This window comes from Lactivibrio alcoholicus, from assembly GCF_055390895.1.
Genome location: NZ_AP042471.1, coordinates 1,264,384 through 1,289,575, shown reverse-complemented (window position 1 = coordinate 1,289,575; position 25,192 = coordinate 1,264,384). Strand labels below are relative to the sequence as shown.

The 25,192-nt window shown below is 62.8% G+C and carries 21 protein-coding genes; 18 read left to right on the top strand and 3 right to left on the bottom strand.

Features of this window, described 5'->3' with window-relative positions; all coding sequences use genetic code 11:
- Window positions 1-8 precede the first annotated feature (8 nt).
- Genes ACZ5IU_RS06110 through phoU form a run of 3 tightly spaced genes read left to right on the top strand, consistent with a single transcriptional unit; the run spans window position 9 to window position 3,869 of the window.
- The gene (locus ACZ5IU_RS06110; protein ID WP_464421306.1) at window positions 9-1,517 is read left to right on the top strand and encodes a tripartite tricarboxylate transporter permease; all 1,509 of its coding nucleotides are present in this window, start codon (window positions 9-11) and stop codon (window positions 1,515-1,517) included.
- Window positions 1,514-3,121: a Na/Pi cotransporter family protein gene (locus ACZ5IU_RS06105; RefSeq protein ID WP_464421305.1), complete on the top strand. Its 1,608-nt coding sequence runs from the start codon at window positions 1,514-1,516 to the stop codon at window positions 3,119-3,121. Before ACZ5IU_RS06110 ends, ACZ5IU_RS06105 begins: the two co-directional genes overlap by 4 nt.
- A 34-nt stretch (window positions 3,122-3,155) precedes the next feature.
- Window positions 3,156-3,869 carry a phosphate signaling complex protein PhoU gene (gene phoU / locus ACZ5IU_RS06100; protein ID WP_464421304.1) on the top strand — a complete coding sequence of 238 codons (714 nt, stop codon included), beginning with the start codon at window positions 3,156-3,158 and terminating at the stop codon, window positions 3,867-3,869.
- 168 nt (window positions 3,870-4,037) lie between these two features.
- Here phoU and ACZ5IU_RS06095 read toward each other — a convergent pair whose 3' ends face one another.
- Window positions 4,038-4,574 (bottom strand): MerR family transcriptional regulator, encoded by a 537-nt coding sequence (locus ACZ5IU_RS06095; RefSeq protein ID WP_464421303.1) that lies wholly within the window; start codon window positions 4,572-4,574, stop codon window positions 4,038-4,040.
- A gap of 909 nt (window positions 4,575-5,483) precedes the next feature.
- Between ACZ5IU_RS06095 and ACZ5IU_RS06090 the strand changes: the two genes are divergently transcribed.
- From ACZ5IU_RS06090 to ACZ5IU_RS06020, 15 genes are all read left to right on the top strand, one after another.
- Window positions 5,484-5,945 (top strand): hypothetical protein, encoded by a 462-nt coding sequence (locus tag ACZ5IU_RS06090; RefSeq protein ID WP_464421302.1) that lies wholly within the window; start codon window positions 5,484-5,486, stop codon window positions 5,943-5,945.
- Between the two features lie 129 nt (window positions 5,946-6,074).
- Window positions 6,075-6,515 (top strand): hypothetical protein, encoded by a 441-nt coding sequence (locus ACZ5IU_RS06085; RefSeq protein ID WP_464421301.1) that lies wholly within the window; start codon window positions 6,075-6,077, stop codon window positions 6,513-6,515.
- 232 nt (window positions 6,516-6,747) lie between these two features.
- On the top strand, window positions 6,748-7,482 hold the full coding sequence (locus tag ACZ5IU_RS06080) for a GntR family transcriptional regulator (protein ID WP_464421828.1): 735 nt from the start codon (window positions 6,748-6,750) through the stop codon (window positions 7,480-7,482).
- 76 nt (window positions 7,483-7,558) lie between these two features.
- Entirely contained in the window at window positions 7,559-8,482 is a 924-nt protein-coding gene (locus tag ACZ5IU_RS06075) for an ABC transporter permease (protein WP_464421300.1), read from the top strand.
- Between the two features lie 13 nt (window positions 8,483-8,495).
- Window positions 8,496-9,347, top strand: coding sequence for an ABC transporter permease (locus ACZ5IU_RS06070; RefSeq protein ID WP_464421299.1), 852 nt, complete (start codon window positions 8,496-8,498; stop codon window positions 9,345-9,347).
- 9 nt (window positions 9,348-9,356) lie between these two features.
- Complete coding sequence (locus tag ACZ5IU_RS06065) at window positions 9,357-10,358, top strand: ABC transporter ATP-binding protein (protein WP_464421298.1); 1,002 nt, start codon at window positions 9,357-9,359, stop codon at window positions 10,356-10,358.
- A complete protein-coding gene (locus tag ACZ5IU_RS06060; RefSeq protein ID WP_464421297.1) occupies window positions 10,355-11,341 on the top strand; it encodes an ABC transporter ATP-binding protein in 987 nt (328 codons plus the stop codon). Before ACZ5IU_RS06065 ends, ACZ5IU_RS06060 begins: the two co-directional genes overlap by 4 nt.
- 1 nt (window position 11,342) lies before the next feature.
- Window positions 11,343-11,930, top strand: coding sequence for a hypothetical protein (locus tag ACZ5IU_RS06055; protein ID WP_464421296.1), 588 nt, complete (start codon window positions 11,343-11,345; stop codon window positions 11,928-11,930).
- A gap of 63 nt (window positions 11,931-11,993) precedes the next feature.
- On the top strand, window positions 11,994-13,190 hold the full coding sequence (locus tag ACZ5IU_RS06050) for a M20 metallopeptidase family protein (RefSeq protein ID WP_464421295.1): 1,197 nt from the start codon (window positions 11,994-11,996) through the stop codon (window positions 13,188-13,190).
- Window positions 13,191-13,213: 23 nt separating this feature from the next.
- Window positions 13,214-14,740 (top strand): ABC transporter substrate-binding protein, encoded by a 1,527-nt coding sequence (locus tag ACZ5IU_RS06045; RefSeq protein ID WP_464421294.1) that lies wholly within the window; start codon window positions 13,214-13,216, stop codon window positions 14,738-14,740.
- A gap of 118 nt (window positions 14,741-14,858) precedes the next feature.
- Complete coding sequence (locus ACZ5IU_RS06040) at window positions 14,859-16,376, top strand: ABC transporter substrate-binding protein (RefSeq protein ID WP_464421293.1); 1,518 nt, start codon at window positions 14,859-14,861, stop codon at window positions 16,374-16,376.
- 44 nt (window positions 16,377-16,420) lie between these two features.
- Complete coding sequence (locus tag ACZ5IU_RS06035; protein ID WP_464421292.1) at window positions 16,421-17,938, top strand: ABC transporter substrate-binding protein; 1,518 nt, start codon at window positions 16,421-16,423, stop codon at window positions 17,936-17,938.
- 96 nt (window positions 17,939-18,034) lie between these two features.
- Window positions 18,035-19,132 (top strand): M24 family metallopeptidase, encoded by a 1,098-nt coding sequence (locus tag ACZ5IU_RS06030; protein WP_464421291.1) that lies wholly within the window; start codon window positions 18,035-18,037, stop codon window positions 19,130-19,132.
- A gap of 28 nt (window positions 19,133-19,160) precedes the next feature.
- Entirely contained in the window at window positions 19,161-20,348 is a 1,188-nt protein-coding gene (locus ACZ5IU_RS06025; RefSeq protein WP_464421290.1) for a M20 metallopeptidase family protein, read from the top strand.
- A gap of 30 nt (window positions 20,349-20,378) precedes the next feature.
- Window positions 20,379-21,377, top strand: a complete 999-nt coding sequence (locus ACZ5IU_RS06020) for a uroporphyrinogen decarboxylase family protein (protein WP_464421289.1) — start codon at window positions 20,379-20,381, stop codon at window positions 21,375-21,377.
- 93 nt (window positions 21,378-21,470) lie between these two features.
- Here ACZ5IU_RS06020 and ACZ5IU_RS06015 read toward each other — a convergent pair whose 3' ends face one another.
- Together ACZ5IU_RS06015 and ACZ5IU_RS06010 are read right to left on the bottom strand one after the other, a co-directional pair.
- Entirely contained in the window at window positions 21,471-22,520 is a 1,050-nt protein-coding gene (locus ACZ5IU_RS06015; RefSeq protein WP_464421288.1) for a hypothetical protein, read from the bottom strand.
- 307 nt (window positions 22,521-22,827) lie between these two features.
- Window positions 22,828-25,125: a M6 family metalloprotease domain-containing protein gene (locus ACZ5IU_RS06010; protein WP_464421287.1), complete on the bottom strand. Its 2,298-nt coding sequence runs from the start codon at window positions 25,123-25,125 to the stop codon at window positions 22,828-22,830.
- Between the last annotated feature and the right edge of the window lie 67 nt (window positions 25,126-25,192).

Sequence of the window (25,192 nt, the reverse complement as noted above, 5' to 3'; positions counted from 1 at the left end):
GACGGCGGATGGAACTCTTCGATCATCTTCTCTACGGTCTTCAGAATCTCGCGGGCGTCACGCCGGTTCTCGTCGTCATCGCCGGAGTCGTCGTCGGCATCCTCGGCGGCGCGATGCCGGGGATTTCCCCCTCGATGGCGGTCGCGCTCCTCCTGCCGTTCACGTTCGGGATGTCTGCGTCGATGGGCATCGTGATGCTGTGCGCGATCTACCTCGCCGCGAACTACGGCGGCTCGATCACGGCGGTCATGATCAACACGCCCGGAACGCCGTCTGCCGTCGTCACGGCCTTCGACGGGTACCCGCTGACCCGGAAGGGGCAGGCCGGCACCGGGCTCGGTGTCTCGCTGATCGCCTCGGTCGTCGGCGGATTCGTCGGAATCGTCATCCTGATCCTCTTCTCGGGGCCGCTCGCGAGGCTCGCGCTCAAGTTCTGGCCCGCGGAATACTTCGCGCTCGCGGTCCTCGGTCTGTCGACGATCGCCTCGCTCGGCGGCGGCCGCTGGCTCGAATCGTTCGTCGCCGTGCTTCTCGGCCTTCTCCTGAACACGATCGGACTCGATCCCCTGAGCGGCGTCAGCCGGTTCACGTTCGACATCGTCCGACTCTACGACGGCTTCTCGTTCATCCCCGTCCTGATCGGCCTCTTCGCGCTCAGCGAGGTCTTCTCCTGCATCGAATCGGGCGAAGTGAACGCGCCGTCCGTCGTTCCCGACAAGGACAAATCCCCGTGGCCCAGCGTCCGCGACTATCTGAAGCTCAAGTACGCCATGCTCCGGGCGGGAATCATCGGCACCGTGATCGGGATCTTCCCCGGCGCGGGCGGAACCATCGCGTCGTTCATCGCCTACGACGTCGAGAAACGCGTCAGCAATGACCCGGACAGCTTCGGCAAGGGGACGCCCTTCGGCGTCGCCGCGGCCGAGGCGTCGAACAGCGCGTCCGTCGGCGGCGCCCTCGTGCCGCTGCTCACGCTCGGAATTCCGGGCAGCTCGTCGGCGGCCGTCCTCCTCGGCGCCCTCATGATCCACGAACTCCAGCCGGGGCCGGAACTCTTCACGAAACACCCCGAGATCGTCTATACGCTCTTCTCGAGCCTGTTCGTCGCGAACATCTTCATCCTCATCCTCGGGCTTCTCGGGGCGCGCCTCTGGATCCGCACGGCCCTGATCCCGAAGCGCGCCCTCTATCCGATGATCCTCGCTTTTTCATTCATCGGGAGCTTCGCGGTCCGTTCGTCGATGTTCGACGTCGGCGTCTGCCTCGCGTTCGGCGTCATCGGATGGATCCTCACGCGGTACGACGTCCCGGTCTCGCCGGTCGTCCTCGGGATGATCCTCGGAACCATGATCGAACAGAACCTCCGGACCACCATCATGATGGGCGGCCCCGGCCTGTTCTTCAGCCGTCCGCTGTCGCTCGCGCTCCTGACTCTCGCGTTCGCGTCCGTCCTCGTTCCGTACCTCAGGGGCAGGAAATCCCCGTCGTCCCGGAAGGGAGCCGGAGGAGCCGCGTGACGGGACACCTGTTCGACGTCATCAACATACTCGGAGGGCTCGCGCTCTTTCTGTACGGGCTGGAGGAATCCACGAGCGCCTTCGCCTCCAATTTCGGAGGGCAATCCCGGGAGCTGATGGTCCGCTTCACGCGCCGCAAGCCGATGGCCTTCGTATTCGGAGTGATTCTGGCCGCCATCGCGCAGGGGAGCACCGTGGCGACGTCGTTCGCGATCGGCTTCGTGGATGTCGGGATGCTCACCTTCGCGGGGTCGGTCGTCGTCATGATGGGTGTGAGCGTCGGCGGCACGTTCGTGACCATTCTCCTGAGTCTGAACACCGTTGCGTTCTCTCCGCTGCTTCTGGCCGCAAGCCTGCTCATGACGCGCTTCGGTGGCGTCACGATGAAGAGGACGGGATACATCCTTCGGGGGTTGTCGCTCGTGCTGCTCGGAATGTTCGTGCTCCAACTCGGCGTCGGACCGCTCCTCGCCGACCCGCGCTTCGGTGAACTCGCGGCCCGCGTCGCGAAAAAACCTGTTCTCACGGGACTCGCGGCCCTCGCCACGACCGGGGTCCTCCAGAGCAGTTCCGCCGTCATGGCACTCGCGGTCGCTCTCGCGACGGCGGGAGCGCTTCCGCTCCCGGCGGTCTTCCCGATCGTCATGGGAGCTCACGTGGGCTCGACAATGATGGTTCTTCTCGCGGGACTCTCTGGCAAACAGAACGCCCGGAAGCTCGGCGTCTGTACGTTCGTCTACAAGCTCGGCGGCGTTCTGCTCCTGATTCCCTTCCTGCCGTGGATCGACGCGTTCCTCGAGAGAACGGGCGTTTCAGTCTCGGGCATGGTCGTCTTCGCGCAGATCGGATTGGCCGTCTTCAACACGATCATCTTCTACCCGTTCACGGATCTCCTCGCGTCGGTGTCGGCGCAGATCGCCGAACGAACGGGCGGCGAACGCCTCGGGAGTCCCGTATACCTCGACGAGGAACTCGTCGAAGTCCCGTCGCTCTCGATTCTGCTCCTGTCTCAGGAGATGATCCGGCTCGCGAACTACATGGAGCTGTACTGCCAGATCCTCTTTTTCCCGGAACAGCGGCGACGCGAGTTCGAACAGCTGCCGGCGGCGATCAGAGATCTCTCCGAAACGTGCGAGGAGTACATGTACCGGATCCGGATCTCCGCCGACGACGAGCAGATGCGCGAAAGCTACGCCACGGTCTCCTATTCGATGCTGGCCTTCCGCCAGATGGCCCGGATTCTCTCGGGGAACCTGAAACGCATGGACGAGGAGGGAACGATCGCGCTCTTCCGGCGCGAGGTCGGCGAAGACACCTGGGAGGAACTCTCGTGCCTCGCGAGCACGAACATCCGGCTCGCGTTGCGCGCCTTTGCGCTCGGCGACGTCGATTCGGCCTCCGACACGGGGCGCTACGAGCGCGAGTTCGAAGAACTCGACCGGAAGATCCGCGCACGACTCGGCACGGAGGCCATCAACCGCAGAGAACTGTCCCCTCTCATCGATTTTCTGTCGCAGATATATAACCTGGTGAAGACGTCTCTCGAAGTCGCGCGCGGAGAAGCGTACCGGACAGGGGCGGGAGATCGGGGCTCGCCGTCCTGAACCTCTCTCCGGGCAGGAAAAGGGGGTCGTCCCGATGACCGAACGAAATGGCCGGAAGGCCGTCGAAAATCTGTTGTACGCGACGGACCGCCAGAGAATCGTCACGCTTGTCACACGTATGGGGGAGATAACGTCCGGGGCGCTCGACTCCGCGGTCCGGTCGCTCCTCGAACGGGACGACGTCCTCGCCCGACGCGTCATCGACGGAGACGACGACATCGACAGGATGGAGGAAAGAGTCGATCAGGAATGCCTCGGATCCATCGCGATGCGCCGTCCGGGAGACGCCGATCTGCGCTTCGTCTTTGCGGCGCTCAAGATCATCACCGACCTCGAACGCATCGGCGACCAGGCCGTGAATATCGCCGAGAAGGCGCTCAAGCTGAACGCGCAGCCGTCGTTCATTCCGAAGGACTGCATCGCCCCGATGGTCCGCTGCGTCTGCGGGATGCTCCACGATGCCGTTCGCGCGTTCAGGGATTCGGACGCGGACCTCGCCGCTGAACTCTGGCGACGCGACGACGAGGTCGACGACATGTACGCCAAATGCACGGAAAGCTTTCTCGAATCCCTCGTCTCGGGCTCGTGCGCGTGTCGCGAAGCCGCGAAAACCGGCGCGGACGAACTCTGGATCGTCCGGCACCTCGAACGCGCCGGCGATCACGCCATCAACATCGCGGAACGCGTTTTCTTCGTCGTAGAAGGCGCGCCTTTCCCTGCGAAGGGAGCCCGTTCCGGAGACGAGTAGCGTTCCAGACGGCCCGGTATTCGATCTTGACCTGTCTGTCGCTGCGGGGGATATCCTGATGCCGCTGCAGCGACGGATGGGACCATCATAAACGGAAACACACGGTGAAACGCTCCGTGGACGTCGGACGACGCTCCGCTCCCGGATGCCCCGCCGGAGCGGAGCTTTTCACTGCTCCCCCGGAAGCGGGGGAAGACTGCGGCGAATGTCCCGGATTTCCTCCTCCCCGAACCCGAGCATATCGAGAAACGCCTCGTGACCCTTTGGATCCTGGAGTTCGAAGAGCGCATGCCACCGCAACAGCCCGGCTTCGTCCACGCCGATGCGGCGAAGCCGGGAAACCCATGTCTTCCGGTCGGGGAAGCCCTTCTCCGGCACAACACCACGCTCCGAAAGAAGGCGTGCGATCAGTCGTCGCTGCCGGTTGAGTTCCCGGATCTCACGGTCGATCGTCGCGGATCGTTGCTGGAGAAACCGGACGGGGTCATTCGCCCCGGACTCGAGCATGATCCGGATGTGCCCGAGTGGAAGCCCTGTGTCCCGGAGTGCCCGGATCGTTTTGAGACGTTCCCCGCACGATTCGTCGTAGAGACGGTATCCCGCCTCCGAGCGCCGCGACGGACGCAGCAGCCCGCACGCTTCGTAATAGAGCAGCGTGCTCCGTGACAGGCCGTACTTTCGCGCAAGCTGCGATACAGTCTCCACGTCAGCGTCCGCCCGTCGATCCAGCGGGAAGCGGGAGTGCGACGGCGCACAGGAGACGGAACATTCTGCGGACAAACATCGGACGACACCTCCTTTATGGAATACCGGAAGATCGTGTTGTTCCACACATTACTATAGCAGGAGAGCCTTGCGGGAGACCATGCGACGAAATCCGTGTCGCCATCCTCTGCTCCTGCCTCCGGTTCCGGCGCAGCGACGGCAGCGACGCGAACTATCGCGATTTATTTGCGTACAGCCCATAATAGACATTTTTTTGAGATTTCCCCCCTCGCGCGTATTTTCGGAGCGGCAATCCGCCTATGGAAATGTTCCGATGTATCCCGGCGCCACGAAAAACCAGAACGCGACCTTTGAAGAAGAGTACGCAATGACCATACCGCGGCGATCCCGACAGTATTTCCGTGTGCTGCGGCCTCGCGAGTGCAATGAAGGAGCCGTACTCTCTCGACCGACATGATTTCGAATCGGACGACATCATCGCAGATCAATTGCAGGGTACCATTGCGATTCTCGCAAGGGCTGTCCCGAGTGTGGGGTCTATAGCCCGAGGCTGAATCAAAATGAAAAAATTCCAATCTCGGGAATCTTGACGTGATGCTTCAGTATGTTTATCATAATAAATATATATTTTTAATTTTTTTTGTAGTATGTACGTATAGGAGAGATTTGGCATGATTTTGAACGTTCGTTTTCCCCGAAGTCTTTTGCCCTTGGCATCGCGGCGATTCTTTTTGCGCTTCGGGGGCGAACGCGGCGGTATGGTACGTCACACAGGAGGGAGCTGAAGTTAAAAACGGTACAAGCTGGGCAGCCGCATACGGCGAGAGCGATTTTCCCGTCGCGATCGCGAGCGCCGGAGCGGGTGGCGACATCGATCCGTCGGGCGACGTGAAGGTTCTGACCGGCACGGGCAAGACCTTCACGGTTTCGCCGAACGCTGGATACTTCATCGCCGATGTCGTCGGTCCCGTCGACATTGCCGACCCGGACGCGAAGCATGGCATCCTCGCGTCTTACGCGCTGCTCGCGCAGCTGCTCGCAACGGACCCCGCGGCCATAGCGTCGGGGGGCTACAACATGGACCTCGTGCGCTTCTTCTCGCTCGTCGCGAAACTCGACTCGGGCGCGGGCGGCCTCGTCTTGCTGCTCGAAGTGACGATCGAAGGCGCGCCATCGGGATATCGCTCGCAGGTTTTCCTGCTGACGCGCACGTTCGACGCCAACGGCAACCCGACTGGGTACTCGATCGTTCCGCGCGACGAGGGAGAGAATGTCCTCCGGAAGGGGAGCGGCGCGGCTCTTGCGACTCTGCTGCTCCTTGCGCCCGTGGTGCTCCTGCGGCGTTGCTGACGACTCTCCACCCCGGCGTTCTTTTTTCGCCTCTTCCGTGGTATTCTGTGCCGGAGTTCCCTGACCGGCTTTCCCGATTCGGGAAGCCGGTCAGGAGGGCGAAGATCTTCCGCGGGAGGCGGCGTTCGATTGAAAAAACTCACGACATGCAGGCGGTGCGGAAAAATCTTTTCGAGCGCCCGCTCTGAAACGTGCCCAAGTTGCATGGAGCGCATCGATTCCTGCTTTCGCGTCATTCGCAAATATCTCGACGACAATCCGCGAATGGAACTCGACGCATACGCGCTCTCGCAGGCGCTCGACATCGACATTTTCGACATCCGGACGCTGATCGACCTGAAGTACTTCGAGCCGATCGTGATCCCGGGGACGAAGGACGAAGTGACGAAGAAGGTCAAGCTCGCGCGGCGCATCCAGACCTCCCTCGCGCAATCTCTGGGGATGCGCGAAAGCCCGCTTTCCGAAGAGGCCGGAGAATCCGGAAAAACGAACGGCGCACGGAACGATCCCGACAGCCTGAACGCGATGTTCGCGCAGGACAGGCACGGTTCCAGACGAAAGGAACGTTGACGGAGGCTTCGGTCTCCAGGGATCGCGACCTCCCGAAGCTTTCGCCCGCTTTCCCGTCGATCACCTTCCGGTTCCGGGAAGTCCGAACACGGATCGTTCCGGAGTTTCGCTTTCCGCAGCCCCCCTCACCCACCCGAAACAATTTTCCGACTTGACCGATATCGGAAAGTGGAGTAGATTTTAATGGTCGACCGGTCGACCGGTCGACCATCTGAAGGAGCGGCGAGTGGCTATGGCGAACGAAAACGGTCACCTTTCAAAGATCAAAGGCAACCTGAAGGACATTGTCATCGATCATGTCAGGACGGCGCTCTTCGAAAAGCGGACGCTGCGATGCGGCGACCAGATCAACGAACGGGAGCTTTCCCGCGTGCTCGAACTCAGCCGCGCCCCCATCCGCGAAGCTCTCAAGGAGCTCGAGGAGCAGGGGCTGATCGTCTCCGTCAGGTACAAGGGCTGGTTCGTGGCGGACTTCCGCGAGGGGGAGTTTTCCGAGATCAACAGGTTACGGACACTCCTCGAGCACAGTCTTCTCGAAACCGTCATCGAATGCGGCGGTCCGAGCGACGGGGAGCTGGAACGCGCGGTCGCGATGAACCGCGAGATGGAACGTATCCTCGACGACCCTTCCGGCGGCGACCGGAAGATGTTCCGGTTCGCCGAGAAGGAGATGGAGTTTCACGACTATCTCCACTCGCTCGCCAGAGGCGACTGCTTCTGGACGAAGAAGATGCTCCGGAATCTGTCCTACCAGATCCGGTGCTCGTTCGACAGACGACTCTGCCTCGAGGACATAATGCGGGCGAGCGTGGAGTCGCACGACCAGCTTCTCGACTGTCTACGCGCGAAAGATGCCACGCGGTTACGCAAACTGCTCTTCCGCCGTCTCGAACTTTGCCCGATCTCCATGCCGGAAAGGGATTCCGACGCCGGCGCCGCGCGCCCCGGAGAGCGCACGACGGTATAGCCCGGCCGGGGGCCGCGATCCGGAACGCGCGCACACGAAAAAGGTCCGTTCACTCTATCCCGAGGGGGGAGCATCTGTGGTCAGGTACATCATCCGGAGAGTTCTGCTGCTCGTTCCCGTCATCCTCAGCGTCATGGTCATCATCTTCACGATCCTGTATTTCACCCCGGGCGACCCCGCCCAGATCGCGCTCGGGCAGGAGGCGAACCCCGAGACCATCGCGGCCTTCCGCGCCGAACACGGACTGGACGCGTCGTTTCCGGTCCAGCTCGGACGGTATCTCTACAAGGCCGTTTTCGAAGTCGACCTCGGATACTCCTACATCATGAAAAGCCCCGTTTCGATGGAACTCTCGACGCGCATTCCGGTCACGATCCGGCTCGCGTTCTGGGCTGTCGTATTCAGCACGCTGGTCGGAATCCCGCTCGGCGTCATCTGCGCGATCCGGCAGTATTCGCTTCTCGACAGCCTCACGACGCTCGTGACGCTGCTCGGCGTCTCGATGCCGACGTTCTGGACCGGAATCCTGCTCATCATCGCGTTCTCGGTCCATCTCGGATGGCTCCCCTCGATGGGGTTCGAGACCGTCGGCGAAATGGTCCTTCCCGTCGTGACGCTCTCGGGCGCGACCGTGGCCGTCATCGCGCGGACGACGAGGGCGAGTATGCTCGAGGTCATCAGGTCCGACTACATCCGCACCGCCCGGGCCAAGGGGCAGCGCGAGAGCGTGGTGATCCTGCGCCACGCGCTGCCGAACGCGATGATCCCGATCCTCACGATCATCAGCATGCAGTTCGGAATGCTCCTCGGCGGCTCGATCGTCACCGAGGCGATCTTCTCGATCTCGGGCGTCGGCCGCCTGATGCTCGAGGCGATCAACATGCGCGACTACCCGATCATTCAGGGCGGAGTGCTGTTCATCTCCGTCGCGTTCTGTCTCATCAACCTGGCGGTCGATATCCTCTACGCGTTCATCGACCCCCGGATCCACGTGAAATAGGAGGGGACACGACATGACCGCGCGCAACTCGATGATGAAATTCACGCTGATCCGCCTCCGGCGAAACTACCTCGCCGTGCTCGGGTTCTTCGTCCTCTTCGTGCTGATAGGAACGGCCATCTTCGCGGAGCAGATCTCCCCCTACGGATACGCCGATCAGGACTACATGATGATCCGCAAGCCGCCCACGGCGACGCACCTTCTCGGGACGGACGAGTTCGGGCGCGACGTCCTGAGCCGCCTGATCTACGGCTCGCGGATCTCGCTGCAGGTCGGCCTGATCGCCGTGTCGATTTCCCTCGTTATCGGAGGCGCGATCGGCGCGATCGGCGGCTATTTCGGCGGCCGAACGGACAGCGTGCTGATGCGGATCATGGACGTCCAGCTCGCGATCCCCACGATCCTTCTCGCGATCGTGATCTCCTCGGCCCTCGGGCCCGGCCTCGTCAACCTGATGGTGGCCGTCGGCATCACGTCGATCCCGCGGTTCGCGCGACTCATGCGGGCATCCGTCCTTTCGATCAAGGGGATGGAGTTCATCGAGGCCGCACGCGCGATGGGCGCGAGCCATCTGCGGATCATCACGCTGTACATCCTGCCGAACTGCGCCGCGCCCCTGATCGTCCAGTCGACGCTGAGCGTCGCGAACGCGATCCTGTTCGCGGCGACCCTGAGTTTCCTCGGTCTCGGCATCCAGCCCCCGTACCCCGAATGGGGCGGAATGCTCTCCGCGGCGCGCCCCTACATCCGCGACAGCGCGTATCTGAGCATCTTCCCCGGCCTCGCGATCATGATCACCATCGTGGCCCTGAACTGCATCGGCGACGGCCTCCGGGACGCGCTCGACCCCAAGCAGAAACGGTAGGCGATGCGAATGACACCCACCGATACCTCCGTCCTTCTCGATATCCGCAACCTCTCGGTGCGCTTCAACACCGACTCCGGCGTCGTCCGCGCGGTCAACGGCCTGAACCTGACGCTCCACGCGGGAAAGGCGCTCGGCTTCGTCGGCGAGACCGGAGCGGGCAAGACGACGACGGCGCTTTCGATCCTCCAGCTCATCCAGTCGCCCCCCGGCGAGATCACGAGCGGCGAGATCCTCTTCGAGGGCTGCGACATCATGCGGATGACCGAGGCCGAGAAGCGCTTCATCCGCGGCAACCGCATCGCGATGATCTTCCAGGACCCGATGACGTCGCTCAACCCGATCATGACCGTCGAGGACCAGATCGTCGAGATGATCTCCCTCCACTCCGACCTCAGGGGAACGGGCATCCGCGACCGGGCGCACGAGATGCTCGCGCTCGTCGGAATCCGGCCCGAGCGGGCGCGGGACTATCCGCACCAGTTCTCGGGCGGCATGCGCCAGCGCGTCGGAATCGCGATCGCGCTCGCGTGCCGGCCGGCCCTCCTGATCGCCGACGAGCCGACGACCGCGCTCGACGTGACGATCCAGGCCCAGGTGCTCGAACTCATCAAGAATCTCCAGTCCGTCGTGAAGACGTCGCTGCTTCTGATCACGCACGACCTCGGGATCGTCGCCGAGATCTGTCAGGACGTCGCGATCATGTACGCGGGCCGCCTCGTCGAATACGCGGATATCCGGAGCCTGTACGGAAAACCGATGCATCCGTACACCCGCGGGCTCTTCAATGCCGTTCCGGACCTCGACAGCCCGCTCGGCGGGAAGCTTGCGGTCATCCCGGGCCTTCCGCCCGATCCGACGGACCTCCCGAAGGGGTGCTCGTTCTCGCCGCGCTGTTCCTACGCGAAGGACATCTGCCACGAAACGCCATGCGGCATGCGCGAGGTCGCGCCGAACCACTCGGTCGATTGCTACTTCCCGCTCGGGACGGAAGGAGGAAGACCCGAATGAACGGACGGATCCCGGAATCCGAACCCCTGCTCGACATCAGGAACCTCAGGAAGTACTTCACCGTCCGGAAGGGACTGCTCCACGCCGTCGACGACGTTTCTCTGACCATTCCGAGGGGAAAGACGCTCGGGCTCGTCGGAGAATCCGGCTGCGGCAAGTCGACGCTCGGACGCGTCGTCATCGGCCTCATCGAGGCCACGGGCGGCGAGGTCTTCTTTCACGGTTCGGACGCGCTGAAGTACACGCCCGAACAGCGGAGCGCCTTCCGGACGCGGGCGCAGATCGTCTTCCAGGACCCGTTCTCGTCGCTCAATCCGAGGATGTCCGTCGCGCAGCAAATCGCGGAACCGCTCGTGATCAACAACGCCTGCCGGAACAGGAAGGAGATCGACGCGAAAGTCGGCGTTCTCATGGATACCGTGGGGCTCGCCGAACGCGTCGCGACGTCGTTCCCCCACGAGCTCGACGGGGGGCGCCGGCAGCGGATCGGAATCGCCCGCGCGCTCGCGCTCGACCCGGAGTTCATCGTCCTCGACGAACCGGTTTCGGCGCTCGACGTCTGCATCCAGGCCCAGATCCTCAACCTGCTCCAGGAGCTCAAGAAGGAGCGCGGCTACACGTACCTCTTCATCTCGCACAACCTGAGCGTCGTGCGCTACGTCTCCGACGAGGTCGCGGTCATGTACCTCGGGCAGGTCGTCGAGAAGGCGGACAACGTCACGCTCTTCAGGGATCCGGTCCACCCCTATACGCAGGCGCTCCTTTCCGCCGTCCCGGTCGCGAGACTCGACGCGAAGAAGGAACGCATCCTGCTCGAGGGCGACGTCCCGAGCCCGATCGACCCCGCGCCAGGATGCCGCTTCGCGGGACGCTGCGCCTACCGGCAGGAGATCTGCGTACGGGAGCAGCCGGCGCTGCTGGAGATCGCGCCGGGGCACCTCGTCTCCTGCCACTTCGCCGGAAGCCTCGAACGGCGCGCGTGACATGGACCCCGAGCGGCGGCAGTCCGGAGAGGGAATCGAACAGCTCCGCTGGTTCGCGGGAGTTCCCGTCGGGACGAATCCGTTCATCCTGAAGGATCTCGCCGGGACGCTCGCGCTCCTCTGGCCCGGAACGGTCGCCTTCGTCGCCGCGGCGCAGCTCGTCATCGCGGGGAAGATCGGGCTTCCGCACCTCGCGGTCGCCGCGACGATCGCGTGCTACGTCGTCGCGTTCGCAGCCGCGGCCTTCGCGCTGATCGCGTTTCCGCTTCTCGGAAACCGCTATATCGTCCTCTGTCGCCTCTTCGCGGACGCGGTCTGGTGCGAGAGCATGAGGGGGCGGCCCCTTTCCCTGCCGGACGCGTTCCACATCCGGCCGTTTCCGATCGAACCACCCGCGCGACAGGGACGGACCGCGACGAAGACCGTCCCGTGGGACCGGGTGCGCGGCTTCGACGTCGTCGCCGGCGCGCGCGTCATCCGCCTCATGGGGGAACGCGGAACGCTCCTGCGGCTCTACTGCCCCGACGACGACACCTGCGGCCGGGCCGCCGCGTATATCGGGGAACGCCTGAAGGTCATGAAATCCTGATGCGACGCGGCGGGGGGCCTTATCGCCGCAGATTCAAAACGAAACGAACGAAAGGAGATCCGCATGAACGCATCGCTCGCGGCACTGGTCCGACAGAAGGCTGACGAAGTCATTCAGTGGCGTCGCCGGATCCACGAGAATCCGGAACTCAGCTTTCACGAGACGGAAACGTCGGCGCTGATCGAAGAGAAGCTCCGGTCCTTCGGAGTGGACGTGATCCGCAGGATCGGATCGAGCCAAACGGGAATCTGCGCCGAGCTCTGCGGAACGGCCGGCAGCGGGCCGGGGCGCTGCGTCGGCCTTCGCGCCGATATCGACGCGCTGCCGATCCGGGAGCAGTCGGGCGTCCCCTACGCGTCGAAGCGCGACGGCGTCTTCCACGGCTGCGGGCACGACTCGCACGCGGCCATCCTTCTCGGAACGGCCTGGCTCCTGAGCGACCTGCGCCATACGTTTTCGGGCTGCGTGAAGTTCTTCTTCCAGCACGCCGAGGAAGAGCTCGGCGGCGGGCGCGAGTTCATGGAGGCGGGCGTCATGGAAAACCCGCACGTCGACGGCGTCATGGCGCTTCACGCGCTCCCCGACATCTACGTCGGCGAGATCGGCGTCCGGGACGACTTCATGACCGCGGGCGTCGACCTCCTGAAGGTGACCGTCGAGGGGAAGCAGGCGCACGGCGGATACCCCCACTACGGCGTCGACACGATCCTCGCCGCGTCGACCATCGTCACGACGCTCCAGAGCCTGGGGTCGAGGGAACTCGCCCCCACCGACTGCGCGTTCGTGACGTTCGGGCGCATCGAGGGCGGCATCTCGAACTCCTACATCGGCGGCCCGGTCGTTCTCGAGGGGTGCATCCGCTATCTTCGCACCGCGACGCAGGAACTGTTCCACCGCCGCGTGCGCGAGATCGCCACGGGCGTCGGGGCGGCGCTCAAGGCGAACGTCACCGTCGAGATCACGCCGGAGATGATTCCGACGCGCGTCGACACGAGATGGGTGGATCGCATCCGGAGGGTCTGTCGGGAAATTCCGTCGGTTGAACGCGTCGTGGACCTGCCTTCTCCGGCGATGGGAGGTGAAGACTACGCGTATTTCCTGGAGAAAGCGCCCGGAACCCTGTTCCGCCTCGGAGTCCGGACGCCGGGCGGCCCGCACTGCCCCACGCATTCGATCAACTTCTACGTCGACGACAGGGCCGTTCCGATAGGCATGGAGGTCCTCGCGGCCGCGACGCTCGACGCTCTCGCGGAAGACTGAAGAAAACGGAAGGGGTGACACTCATGAAGGAAAAGATGTTCGTACGGCTGTTGATGGCCGCAGTGTTCCTGTTCGTCGCCTGCACGGGCTTCGCGAAGAACATGGAGACGTTCACGCTCGGGCTTCCGGGCGACGCGAAGACGCTCGACCCGCACCAGGCGGTCGATACGCTCTCGTTCATCGTCACGAAGCACATCAACGAGCCCCTCGTGACGGTCGACGGCAGGACGAAGCAGCTCGTCCCCGTGCTCGCCGAGAAATGGGAGATTCTCGACCAGCAGACCTACAAGTTCTACCTCAAAAAAGGCGTCAAGTTCCACAACGGCGAGGAACTGACCGCCGAAGACGTCGTCTTCTCGCTCAAGCGCGCCGCGTCGCCGGACTCCGTCTACGCGAAGTCCAAGGGCAAGTACATCGACACCGACGGCTTCAAGATCATCGACAAATACACGCTGATCGTCAGGACGCGGGGCCCCGTCGGCGGCTGGCTCGAATCCATGAAGCACCCGTACGCGAGCATTTTCAGCAGGAAGGCCGTCGAGGAGGGCGGGAAGGAATACTTCCGGAACCCCGTCGGAACCGGCGCCTTCAGGTTCAAGAGCTGGGTCAAGGGCGAGCGCATGGAACTCGTCGCGTTCGACGACTACCACGGGAAGAAGCCCGCGTTCAAGAACTTCAACATCGTCGTCCTGCCCGACGACAGCAGCCGCGTCATCGCGCTCGAGACCGGAAAGGTCGACATGATCTACGCGCTGCCGCCGACCGACTTCGACAGGCTCGACGCGTCCGCGGGCGCGAAGGCCTTCAAGGCCCCCGGGCTCGGCCTGATCTACCTCGGAATGAACACGCAGAGGAAGCCGCTCGACGACCCGCGCGTGCGTCTCGCGATCGAATACGCGATCAACAAGGAAGCCTACGACGCGATCGTGTTCCAGAAGAAATCGGCGCAGCCCGTCGGTCCGCTCGTCCCCGCGAGTACCTTCTCGCCGAAGGACGCGAAACCCTATCCCTACGATCCCGCGAAGGCGAAGGCGCTTCTCGCCGAGGCCGGATATCCGAAGGGCCTGACCGTGAACCTGTGGATCAGCAACTTCCAGGACCGCGTCAACGGCGCGACGGTCATCCAGTCGATGCTCGCGCAGGTCGGGATTACGGTCAACATCCAGGTCTTCGAGTCCGGCGTGTTCGACACGAAGGTCAAGACGAACGAACAGGACATGATCATCAGCACGTGGGGTATGCAGACGAACCGCGACGCGGGCCAGTTCTGGCTTTCGCTCTTCCACTCGGCGAGCGTCGGCTCGACGAACTGGACCGTGCTCAGGGACAAGGAAGTCGACGAGGGGCTCGACGCGGTCAACTCGACCGTCGACGATGCGAAGCGGACCGAGCTGTTCCAGAAGATCTGGAACCGGCTCGACACGCTGCATCCGTTCGTCTCCCTCGCGGTTCCGAACGAACTCTACGGCGCGAGGAAGGATCTCGTCGGCCTCGAGGAATTCTACGACGGCCGCCTGAACTACCTCGGAAACCTCACGCTGAAGGACTGACGCACCCGCTCGGGACCGCGAGGGGAAAGCCCCCCGCGATCCGAAGCCCCGAAACGGAAGATGTCGGAAAGAGAACGCAGGAGAGAGGATACAAACATCCGCGAAAGGAGAGTCCGATATGAAGAGAAACGTGTTCGCACTGTTCGCACTGCTTCTTCTGAGCGTCGCTTCCACCGGGTTCGCGAAGGGGCTCGAAACGCTGACGGTCGGCCTTCCGGGCGACGCCAAAAGCCTCGATCCGCACCAGGCCACAGATACGATGTCGTTCTCTGTCGCAAAACATATCAACGAGCCGCTTGTGACCGTGGACGGCAAAACCAAACAGCTTGTGCCCGTATTGGCGGAACGCTGGGAGATCGTGGATCCGCAGACGTACAGGTTCCATCTCAGGAAGGGCGTAAAGTTCCACAACGGAGATGAGCTGACGGCCGACGACGTGGTCTTTTCCCTCAAACGCGCCGCGACGACCTCCGTGCATGCCGGATCTTCGGGCAAGTACATTGATCCCGAGGGGTTCCAGATCATCGACAAATACACGGTGATCGTGAAGACCCGCGGTCCTGTGGGCGGCTGGCTCGAATCGATGAAGCACCCCTACGCGAGCATCTTCAGCAAAAGAGCCGTGGAAGAGGGCGGAAAAGAATATTTCCGGAACCCCGTCGGTACGGGAGCCTTTCGGTTCAAGAGCTGGGTGAAAGGCGAGCGGGTTGAACTGACGACCTTTCAGGACTATCACGGAAAAAAACCGGCTTTCAACAATCTGATTTTCATTGTTCTGCCCGACGACAGCAGTCGGGTCATCGCGCTGGAAACCGGAAAAGCCGATATGATCTACGCCGTGCCTGCGAGTGACTACGAACGGCTGAACTCGTCTTCCAACGTCAAGGTCGTTATGGGACAGGGGCTCCGCCTTCTCTACCTGGGCATGAATACGCAGAAAAAACCGCTCGACGATGGCCGCGTGCGGCTCGCGATCGACCTCGCGATCAACAGGGAGGCCTACGGCGCGGTCGTCTATCAGGGCAAATTCACGGCGCCCGCAGGGCCGCTCGTCCCCGCGAGCACGTTCTTGCCCGCAAAGGCCGCAATCACTCCGTTCGACCAGGCCAAGGCGAAGAAGCTTCTGGCCGAGGCCGGATACCCTGACGGATTGACTTTGAGTCTCTGGACGGGGAATTTTCAGGATCGCGTGAATGGCGCGACCGTTATCCAATCGATGCTCGCGCAGGTCGGCATCAAGGTCAATATCCAGGTCTTCGAGTCGGGATCCTTCAACACGAAAATGAACGGGACCGATCACGATCTCTATATCAGCCAATGGGGCATGCAGACCACGCGCGACGCGGGGAACTGGTGGAGATCCCTGTTTCATTCGTCGAGCATCGGATCGAACAATTGGGCGCTGCTCAAGGACTCCGTCGTAGACGGAGAACTTGACAGGGAACAGGCTGTCGTCGATGCGACGGAGCGGACGACGCATCTCGCAAAGATCTGGGACAGGCTCGTCGAACTTCGCCCGATCGTCCCGCTCGTCGTACCGAGCGAACTTTACGGCGCCCGGAAAAATCTCGTCGGTGTCGAAGATCTCTGTGACGGCCAGATCAACTACCTCGGCAATCTCACGCTGAAAGACTGACGCCAAAAAGGGAAACCGAACATCCGCGAAAGGAGTGTCCGATTATGAAGAGAAACGCGTTCGCATTGCTCGCACTGCTTCTTCTGAGCGTCGCTTCCGCCGGATTCGCGAAGGAAATCGAAACGCTGACGGTCGGCCTTCCGGGCGACGCGAAGAGCCTCGACCCGCACAAGGCCGTGGACACCATGTCGTTCGCCGTGATCCGGCATATCAACGAACCGCTCGTGACGGTCGACTGCGTCACGAAGGAGATCGTCCCCGTTCTCGCGGAGCGATGGGAGATGCTTGACGACCATACCTACAAGTTCTATCTGAAGAAGGGCGTCAAGTTCCACAACGGCGAGGAGCTGACCGCCGACGACATCGTCTTCTCGCTCAAGCGCGCGGCGTCGCCCGAATCGCTCTTCGCGAAATCGAGCGGAAAGTACATCGACACGGAAGGGTTCGAGATCGTCGACAGATACACGGTCATCGTGAGAACGAACGGCCCCGTCGGCGGCTGGCTCGAAACGATGAAGCACCCCTACGCGAACATCTTCAACAGGAAGGCCGTGGAGCAGGGGGGCGCCGATTACTTCAGAAACCCCGTGGGCACCGGCGCGTACCGCTTTAAAAAGTGGGTCAAGGGCGAGCGCGTCGAGCTGACCGCGTTCGATGACTACCACGGCGCGAAACCCAACGCGAAGACCCTCGTCTTCCTGATCCTTCCCGATGACAGCAGCCGCGTGATCGCGCTCGAAACCGGCAAGGTGGACCTCGCGTACGCCGTTCCCCCGAGCGACTACGCCCGCCTGAATTCGTCGGCGAATCTCAAGGCCGTCAAGGCCCCCGGCCTCAGACTTCTGTACCTCGGAATGAACACGCAGAAAAAGCCGCTCGACGATCCGCGCGTGCGCGAAGCCGTCACCTGCGCCATCAACAGGGACGCGTTCGGCGAGGTCGTCTATCAGGGCAATTCGGTCAAACCGATCGGGCCGCTCGTCAACGCGAGTTCGTTCACGCCGAAGGACCCGAAGTTCACCGGTTTCGATCCGGCCCGGGCGAAGGCTCTTCTGGCCGAAGCGGGGTATTCCAAGGGGCTGACCCTCAACCTCTGGACCGCGAACTTCCGTGACCGCGTGAGCGGCGCGACGGTCATTCAGTCGATGCTCGCGCAGGTCGGCATCACCCTGAACATCCAGGTCTTCGAGACCGGCGTGTTCGACGGCAAGGTCAAGACGCACGAACACGACCTCATGATCGGGACGTGGGGGATGCAGACGAACCGCGACGCGGGGCAGTACTGGATGGTGCTCTTCCACTCGGGCGGCATCGGCGCCACCAACTGGGCGCGTCTGAACGACCCGGTCTTCAACGCGGACATCGAAAAGGCCCAGCGGACCGTCGACGCCGCGGAACGCACGGCGCTCCTCCAGAAGATCTGGGATCGGCTCTGCGAACTGCACCCGGTCGTTCCGCTCGCGATCGCCGACGAACTCTACGGCGCGCGGAAGGATCTCACGGGCGTGGACAACTTCTGCGACGGCCAGATCAACTACCTCGGAAACGTCTCAATGAAGTAACGCGCCTCTTTCCCATCAGGCGGCGTGTTGTCCCGCTTTGTCTTCCAAAGAGACGAAGCGGGACTTCATCCCGCAAGAACACAGACAGGAGAAACCATGATCGATCGCGATCGTCTGAACCGGCTGGTGGACATATTGAACGAAGCGAAGCTGGACGCCGTCTTTATCGCGCCGTCCTCTGACCTCAAGTATCTCACGGGCCTCGACATGAAGCCCGATTCACGGCTCAAGGGAGCTCTTGTCACGCGGGAGGGAGCGAGCTTCTTCCTGTGTCCTTCTCTGTATCGGGACGATGTGGAAAGCATCCGGGGCGACATCCCGATTCTGGAATGGAGCGACGCGGAGTGTTTCCCGGACGCGTTCCGGCGGGGAATTCGCCGTGTCGGTCTGCCGGCTTCGATGCCGCGCGTCGCATTTACGCGCGGCATCGAAGCCGGCGATATGCTTGACGCGGTCGAGGGATTGAATGCGGTCTGCGTCAATGGCTTCACGCTCCTGTCGCCCATGAGATCCGTGAAGAGCGTGGAGGAACAGCGCCGTATGCGGCACGCCTCACAGATGAACGACGAAATGATGAAGGCGGTGCAGACGTACATCCGACCTGGTATCTGTGAAAGCGACATCGAAAAATTCATTATGAACTTTCACGAGGCTCACGGAGGAAAGCCACGAGTCCCTGGCGTCGCGACGGGCGTCAACAGCGCGAGGCCCCACTATGCGCGAGACAACAACCGCGCCGTGGAAGAACGCGATATCGTCATGATCGATTCGGGAGGGTGGTACGACGGATACAGCCACGACATGACACGAACCTTCTTCGTCGGTTCTCCGACGGACGAACAGCGGCACGTGTACGAGACGGTTCTGAAGGCACAACTCGCTGCAGAAGCCGTGGTTCGCGTCGGCGCAATTCCCCGCGAGGTCGACAGGGTAGCACGCGACATCATTGCGGGGCAGGGATACGGGGATGCCTTCAACCATCGCCTCGGACACGGAATAGGGATGGATGGTCATGAGTCGCCGTACATCTCTGAAGCGAACGTGACGCCTCTCGTCGAAGGTAACTGCTTCAGCATCGAGCCCGGGATCTATCTCAGGGGAAAGTTCGGCGTTCGTATCGAGGATCTGGTCATGTTGACCGGATCGGGCAAAGAGATCATCAACCTGTTCCCCAAGGAACTTATCATCCTGTAAAGACGTTTCATCAAAGGCGGTGATTTTCATGGCATCGGACATTCTTGCGAAAGCTCTCCAGATAAAGGACTCCATCGCGCAGGCGAAGCACCGGATCCACAGGGAGCCCGAACTCGGAATGAAGGAGTTCGCGACGACCGCGTTCGTCCGGTCGGAACTCGAAAAAATGGGAATCGGGACGATCCCTCTCTCTCTCGACGTCGGCGTCCTCGGGATCATCCGGGGCGAAAAGGGCGGGCCCGGCCGTACGGTCGCGCTCCGCGCCGACATGGACGCCCTGCCGATCCAGGAAACGACGGACGCGCCGGACAGGTCGATCGTTCCCGGCGTCATGCACGCGTGCGGGCATGACGCGCACACCGCGATGCTCCTCGGTGCGGCGAAAATCCTGTCGTCGATGAAAGACGCCTTCTCCGGAACGGTCAGGCTCATCTTCCAGCCGGCCGAGGAAACACTCGACGGATCCACGTACATGATCGAACAGGGAGCTCTCGGGCGCCCCGAAGCGGACGTCATCATGGGAATTCACGCCATTTCGACGTATCGCGTCGGGGAGATCGCGCTGCGCGAGGGCCCCTCGATGGCCTCGTCCGACTTCTTCACCGTCCGGATGACGGGAACGGCCGGACACGGAGCATACCCGCACCGCGTAGGATCGGACGCCGTTCTCGCGGCGGCGAACGCCGTCATGGCAATCCAGAGCATCGTTACGCGCCAGATCGATGCCATCGACAGCGTCGTCATCTCCGTGTGCGAAATCCACGGAGGCACGGCGAAGAACATCATTCCCGCGACGACCGAGTTCTCGGGTTCGGTCCGGTGTCAGAATCCCGAGACGCGGAAGACCATCGAAGGACGCATCCGGAACGTCGTCGAGGGGATCGCCGGGACGTACCTGTGCCGGGCGGACCTCGAGTATCACTATGGCGTTCCGCCGCTCGTCAACGCGCCGGAAGCGACCGCGATCGCACGGCGAAGCGCGGAAAAGATCGTCGGCTCCGAAAATGTCAGACGTATCGACGTTCCGGCAATGGGCTCCGAAGACTTCTCGCGATACCTCGAGCACGTTCCGCAGGGAGTCTTCGCGCGTCTGGGGATCGGCATTCCCGGCGCAGATCCCCAACTGTTCCACAACGGCGACTTCTTCTTCCCGGACGAAGCGCTTCCGTTCGGGACTGCGCTGTTCGTCCAATTCGTTCTCGACATCAATTCATAGGCTCCACGCAATCCCAAGGAGGATTCTCACATGAAAATGACGCACAGGCAGCGAATCGAGGCCGTTCTGGCCTTCAAAGAAACGGACCGCGTTCCCTACAGCATGTGGATGCACTTCCCCAACCGCGACAGGCACCCGCGGCGCCTCGCGGAACTCAGTTTGGAGCTTCAGCGGCGTTACGACCTCGACTTCGTCAAGTTCATGCCGTTCGGCCTCTACACCACGGTCGACTACGGCATCGATCTCGACGTCTTCCCGGGCTTCGCGAATCCGCCCGTCGCCCGCAAGCCCCTGATCGAAAAGGTCGAAGACTGGGACCGAGTCCGCTTTATGCCCGGCACCGAGGGCGAATACGCGATCGTCCTCGAGGCACAGCGGATCCTTTCGACCATGACGGAGGAGCGCGTGCCGTTCCTCCAGACCGTCTTCAGCCCGATGACGACGGCGGCGAAGATGTGCTGCCCAGAAACGCTCGTGGAACATATCCGGCAGGATCCCGTCCGGGTCCGTCGCGTGCTCGAAATGATCACGGCGGCGACGCTCCAGTTCGTGAAGGAGTCCCTGTCGCTCGGCGCGGACGGCTTCTACTTCGCGACGCAGATGTCAACGACGGACGTTATCGACCGCGCGACGCACGAGGCGTTCGTGAAGCACTACGACCTGCAGGTGCTGAACGCGGTCCGAGGTTCGGCGTGGTTCAACGTGCTCCACATCCACGGCGCGAACGCGATGCTGCGCGACGTCCAGGACTACCCCGTCCAGGCGCTGAGCTGGCACGACCGGGACGACGGCCCCTCGATGGACGAGGTGCGCACGTTCAGCGACAAGGTCTTCATCGGCGGCATGAGCTGGGGGAAGAACTGGCTCGACAAGACGGACGCGGAAGTCGTCGCCGAGGTCCGGGAAGTCGCCGCGCGACAGGGCGGCAGGGGCATCATCCTCGGACCGGGCTGCATCATCGACCCGTCCACGCCCGCGGAACGGCTGGATCTCGTCCGGAAGACCGTCCTCGAACTCGCGCGGGGGTAACGGCCGCCTTCAAAGGTCGGAGCGAAGACGCGAAAGCCGATTCCCTCTGTTCGGGGAATCGGCTTTCGCGTCTTCGCTATCAGGGATGTCGCGTCAGACCTTTGTTGCCCCGCGCCTCTTTCTGACGACCGCGAACAGCGATCCTCCGACGCAGAACGTCCCGATTCCGAAGAGTCCCGCGGGCGACAGCGCGATTCCCGGCAGCCCCCACGTGACCTTCACGTCCGATCCCTTGAAGTGGACGATGACGCCGAAACTCGTGTTCGCGACTTTCGTGAGATTCAGGATCGCCATCTCCCCCGGACCGATCGCGCTTGAATCGTCGGTCCTGAGAGCCGGGGAGGAGGGATCTCCGAAGGTCGGGCGAAGGCCGTCGGAGCCTCCCCGCAGCCGAACGACATCCGTTCCGAAATTCGCGACCGCGAGGAGAAACTCGCCCTCTTTCGGGGCGGGCGAGAACTCCGGGACGACGATCCGTCCCGACACGGAGAGCGTCTCTCCGAGCTGTTTCGATCCCGCGAAGCCCTTTTTCGGGTCGTAGACCGCGAACGCGACTCTCGTCCCGCGGTCGAGACGCACGATGTCGACCGGAAGCGTCGCCGTCTTGCCCTTGAAATCGGCGGAAATCACGCCAGATACGACGCGCGCGTCGTTCCCTCCTTTGAAGTTCCACATGATGCGCCAGGATTTCCGCTCCTTCGAGACTTCGACCGTCTCCGAATCGAGTCCGAGAATGGCGACTGCGTCTGCGAACTCCTTCGGCTTCCCCCCGCAACCGCAGCTGCACCCCAGATCGAGATCCGCGTCAAGAGATCCGCTCGGCCCCGGCGAGCGGATCAAGAGACGGTCCGCATAGCCGCGGTCGCCGAACGTCACCTCGGGGAACCCCTTCAGCGACAGGTGAATCGCGTCGTCCACCCCCATGATCCTGAGTTCCTTCGCGCTTCGCCGGAGCGCGATCGCGTCGGGCGACGAGACGAGCGGTCCGAAGACCGGAGCCTTCTTCGCGGGGACCGTCGCGACGGGCTTCTGCAGCGCGTCGGCCCCCGTCGCGCACACTCCCGAAAGCAGCAGGATGCACGCCAGTCCGCGAAGGATCCTCCGGAATCCCGGATGCTCCCTCCCGGTTTTCTTCACTATCATTCAATTCCCTCCTCGAGAAAGACGATATGGCCGTTTCCGGCGCTCAGGGAAGGGGAACGGTCGAAGACAGTCTTCGCGCGCCTCCGGCCTCCCGATCCCGCCGATCACGAACCATGCACGACGTGCATACGATTCCCCGTCGTCACAGGACAACTCGGGCCATAAAGCGCGCACCTCCTTTTGGACGATTCCGACGATTGTCTCTTCCGATCGCGGATTATATCACATGACGGATCGCGCATAAAAAAACGCGGGGGAGCGATTCCCCCGCGCGCGAACTGTTCATGATCGTTCCTTTCGAACTATTCTACAGGAATCTCCAGGGAAACGCCCGTCCCTGCCTCCGTCGCACGAAGAGCGGCAGCAGAAGCAGCGCGAACGCCGGTGTGACGCCGACGGAGCACCCGCCGCCGCTGCCCTTGTCTCCCTGCGTCGGCGTCGGTCCATCGCCGAGAAGCGGCACGCCGAAGAGCCCCTCGAAGCTCTTCACCGTCACGAAGCCGTCGATCGCGCCGTCAATGTCGAACGACCCGCCGTCGACGAAGACGCTTTCGAGCAGCAGGGTATCGCCGTCGCGCCGCGCGCGCGTCCCGGAAACAACCGCGTCGTCCGCGTTCCACGCCGCGGACCATCCGTTTTCCTCGCGGTTCCACGCCATCAGGAGCCAGCAGTAGAAGACGTCGTTCTCCATCGCGAACTCCGACTCCAGCCCGATCGTCACGCGGTTGCCCGTCGTGCGGTAGCGGACGGTGTTCGCGTTGTCGACGGCGAGGATCGCGAAGGACGATTCTGCGTCGTCGCCGAACACGTCGTAGATCGACGCGATATCCATCCCGACGCTCGACGGATCGGGCTTCCCCATCGGCGGAAGGTCCTGCGACGCCACCGGAACCGGAGCGCCCGCCACGGCGCCGCCCGAAACGTTCGCGGTCGCGTCCGGATCGACCGACGGCTTCGGGACGTCGGTCGGCTTCGGCATGAGCGTCGAGACGGTCGCCGTCATCGTCTTCGCGGACGACGAGATATTGGACACCGATATTCCGCTCTCGCTTCCGTCGTAGAACTTCGCGCTCGGCTTTCCCGCGTCCGAAAAGGTCCCGTCTCCGACGTAGTCCGCGTTGTCCTTGTACCAGAGCGTCTCGCACGTTCCCTTTTCCGTCTTCTTCGCGACGATGTGGGGGCCGTTGGCCTCCATCGGGACGAGCCCCTGGTTCTTGCCCTTGACGTAGGAGTTGAAATCGTTCGCGGTAAGCGAGCCGATCGTCTCGTCGACGCGGAGGATCAGGATGCCGCCGCACGAGTCGAAGGACTTCCCGAATTTCGCGAGTCCCTCGTCCCAGCCCGTCGGATAGCGGACTTCCGCGAGGTAGTACTCCGTCGCCCGGTGTTTCGGGTTCATGAGCTTCGCGATGCGGTTACGCCCGTTCAGCGAGACGCCGAACGTCACGGTCCCTTCTGTCGCCGTCGACGGCGTCTCCCATCCGAGGAAGGAGCGCGACCACGCGTCGAGGTTCACGGGCGTATCGCCGGAATTCTCGCCGGATTTCGCGCCGTACATCCCCCCGGCCATGAGCGAGAACGCGCCGACGCCCGAGTTGACGTAGTTCGTGTCGTACAGGTCGGGCAGGCCGCAGAGTTGGTGCCCGAGTTCATGGGCCGGGATGCCGAGGGGGGCCGCCGTGTCCTTCGTGTACAGTTCGCCGTTGAGGGCCCATCGGGTCAGGATCTTGCCCCCGGCCCGGACGATGTGCTCCTCGCCCTCGTCCGTCCACGACCTCCACGCGTGCGCGCCGACGGCCGGGTGGAGGTCCTTCCCCGTCTCGAAGCCGCCGACGACGAGGTAGACGCACAGCTCGTCCGGCGTGATCCTGCCGTCCTTGTTCGTGTCGAACGAGGCGAAATCGACCTTCTTCGCGGCCGCCTTTTTCACGACGCTGTTCAGGAAGGCCGTTTCGTTCTTGTGCTGCGTGTCGTTGTCGCCCGTGTCGATGAAGCCCTCCGGGTGGTTGCCGTCGTTCGCGTCGTCCTCGTCGAGCGTCACGGAGACGATCTTCGTCCCCCCGAGGGCCGAGAGGACCTTGAGCTTTCCGTAGGACTGATCGCCGTAATACCGGGCGACGGACCCGGTCTTCCCGAAGAACATGGTCTCCCAGACCGAATCCTCGAGCGTCAGTTCCCTGTTGCGGAAGGACACGAGAACGACGAGAATTTTCCGCGTTCCCGAGACGGGCGTCTGCGGCCATCCGCCGCGCGCGTCGCCATCCCTGTTCCGCGGAGACAGCTCCCGCTTCGGCGTCATGTGGGGCGACGCGGTCGAAGGAGGCGGAACCCCCTCGCCGCAGACGACGCCCGAAGGAACGAGAACGTCGCCGGATGCGGCCGCGTACTCCCAGAATCCCGTCTGCGGGTTCTTCACGAGCGTATATCCGTCCGGGGTCTCCACCCAGCGCAGGAACTCGTCGCCCCGGTTGTACACCGTGATCTCCCGACCGTCCGGCTGCGTAAAGACGACCGGAAACGGACTCGCGGGCGCCCCGAGCGCGACGCTTCCCCACAACAACAACAACAACAGCGACGCCGTCGCCGCAGCGCGTCTTCCCTCCACGTACCGTCACTCTCCTTCACACAATCTCTCGCGGAACGTCCTGTCCCTCGAATCGATTTTTCCGCCC

What these genes read in the sequence shown, in the direction of transcription:
- ACZ5IU_RS06030 (WP_464421291.1), top strand. Translation starts at nt 18,035, where the DNA reads ATGATCGATCGCGATCGTCTGAACCGGCTGGTGGACATATTGAACGAA.
- ACZ5IU_RS06035 (WP_464421292.1), top strand. Translation starts at nt 16,421, where the DNA reads ATGAAGAGAAACGCGTTCGCATTGCTCGCACTGCTTCTTCTGAGCGTC.
- ACZ5IU_RS06025 (WP_464421290.1), top strand. Translation starts at nt 19,161, where the DNA reads ATGGCATCGGACATTCTTGCGAAAGCTCTCCAGATAAAGGACTCCATC.
- ACZ5IU_RS06065 (WP_464421298.1), top strand. Translation starts at nt 9,357, where the DNA reads ATGACACCCACCGATACCTCCGTCCTTCTCGATATCCGCAACCTCTCG.
- ACZ5IU_RS06045 (WP_464421294.1), top strand. Translation starts at nt 13,214, where the DNA reads ATGAAGGAAAAGATGTTCGTACGGCTGTTGATGGCCGCAGTGTTCCTG.
- ACZ5IU_RS06110 (WP_464421306.1), top strand. Translation starts at nt 9, where the DNA reads ATGGAACTCTTCGATCATCTTCTCTACGGTCTTCAGAATCTCGCGGGC.
- phoU (WP_464421304.1), top strand. Translation starts at nt 3,156, where the DNA reads ATGACCGAACGAAATGGCCGGAAGGCCGTCGAAAATCTGTTGTACGCG.
- ACZ5IU_RS06055 (WP_464421296.1), top strand. Translation starts at nt 11,343, where the DNA reads ATGGACCCCGAGCGGCGGCAGTCCGGAGAGGGAATCGAACAGCTCCGC.
- ACZ5IU_RS06060 (WP_464421297.1), top strand. Translation starts at nt 10,355, where the DNA reads ATGAACGGACGGATCCCGGAATCCGAACCCCTGCTCGACATCAGGAAC.
- ACZ5IU_RS06040 (WP_464421293.1), top strand. Translation starts at nt 14,859, where the DNA reads ATGAAGAGAAACGTGTTCGCACTGTTCGCACTGCTTCTTCTGAGCGTC.
- ACZ5IU_RS06070 (WP_464421299.1), top strand. Translation starts at nt 8,496, where the DNA reads ATGACCGCGCGCAACTCGATGATGAAATTCACGCTGATCCGCCTCCGG.
- ACZ5IU_RS06080 (WP_464421828.1), top strand. Translation starts at nt 6,748, where the DNA reads ATGGCGAACGAAAACGGTCACCTTTCAAAGATCAAAGGCAACCTGAAG.
- ACZ5IU_RS06020 (WP_464421289.1), top strand. Translation starts at nt 20,379, where the DNA reads ATGAAAATGACGCACAGGCAGCGAATCGAGGCCGTTCTGGCCTTCAAA.
- ACZ5IU_RS06015 (WP_464421288.1), bottom strand. Translation starts at nt 22,520, where the DNA reads ATGATAGTGAAGAAAACCGGGAGGGAGCATCCGGGATTCCGGAGGATC.
- ACZ5IU_RS06050 (WP_464421295.1), top strand. Translation starts at nt 11,994, where the DNA reads ATGAACGCATCGCTCGCGGCACTGGTCCGACAGAAGGCTGACGAAGTC.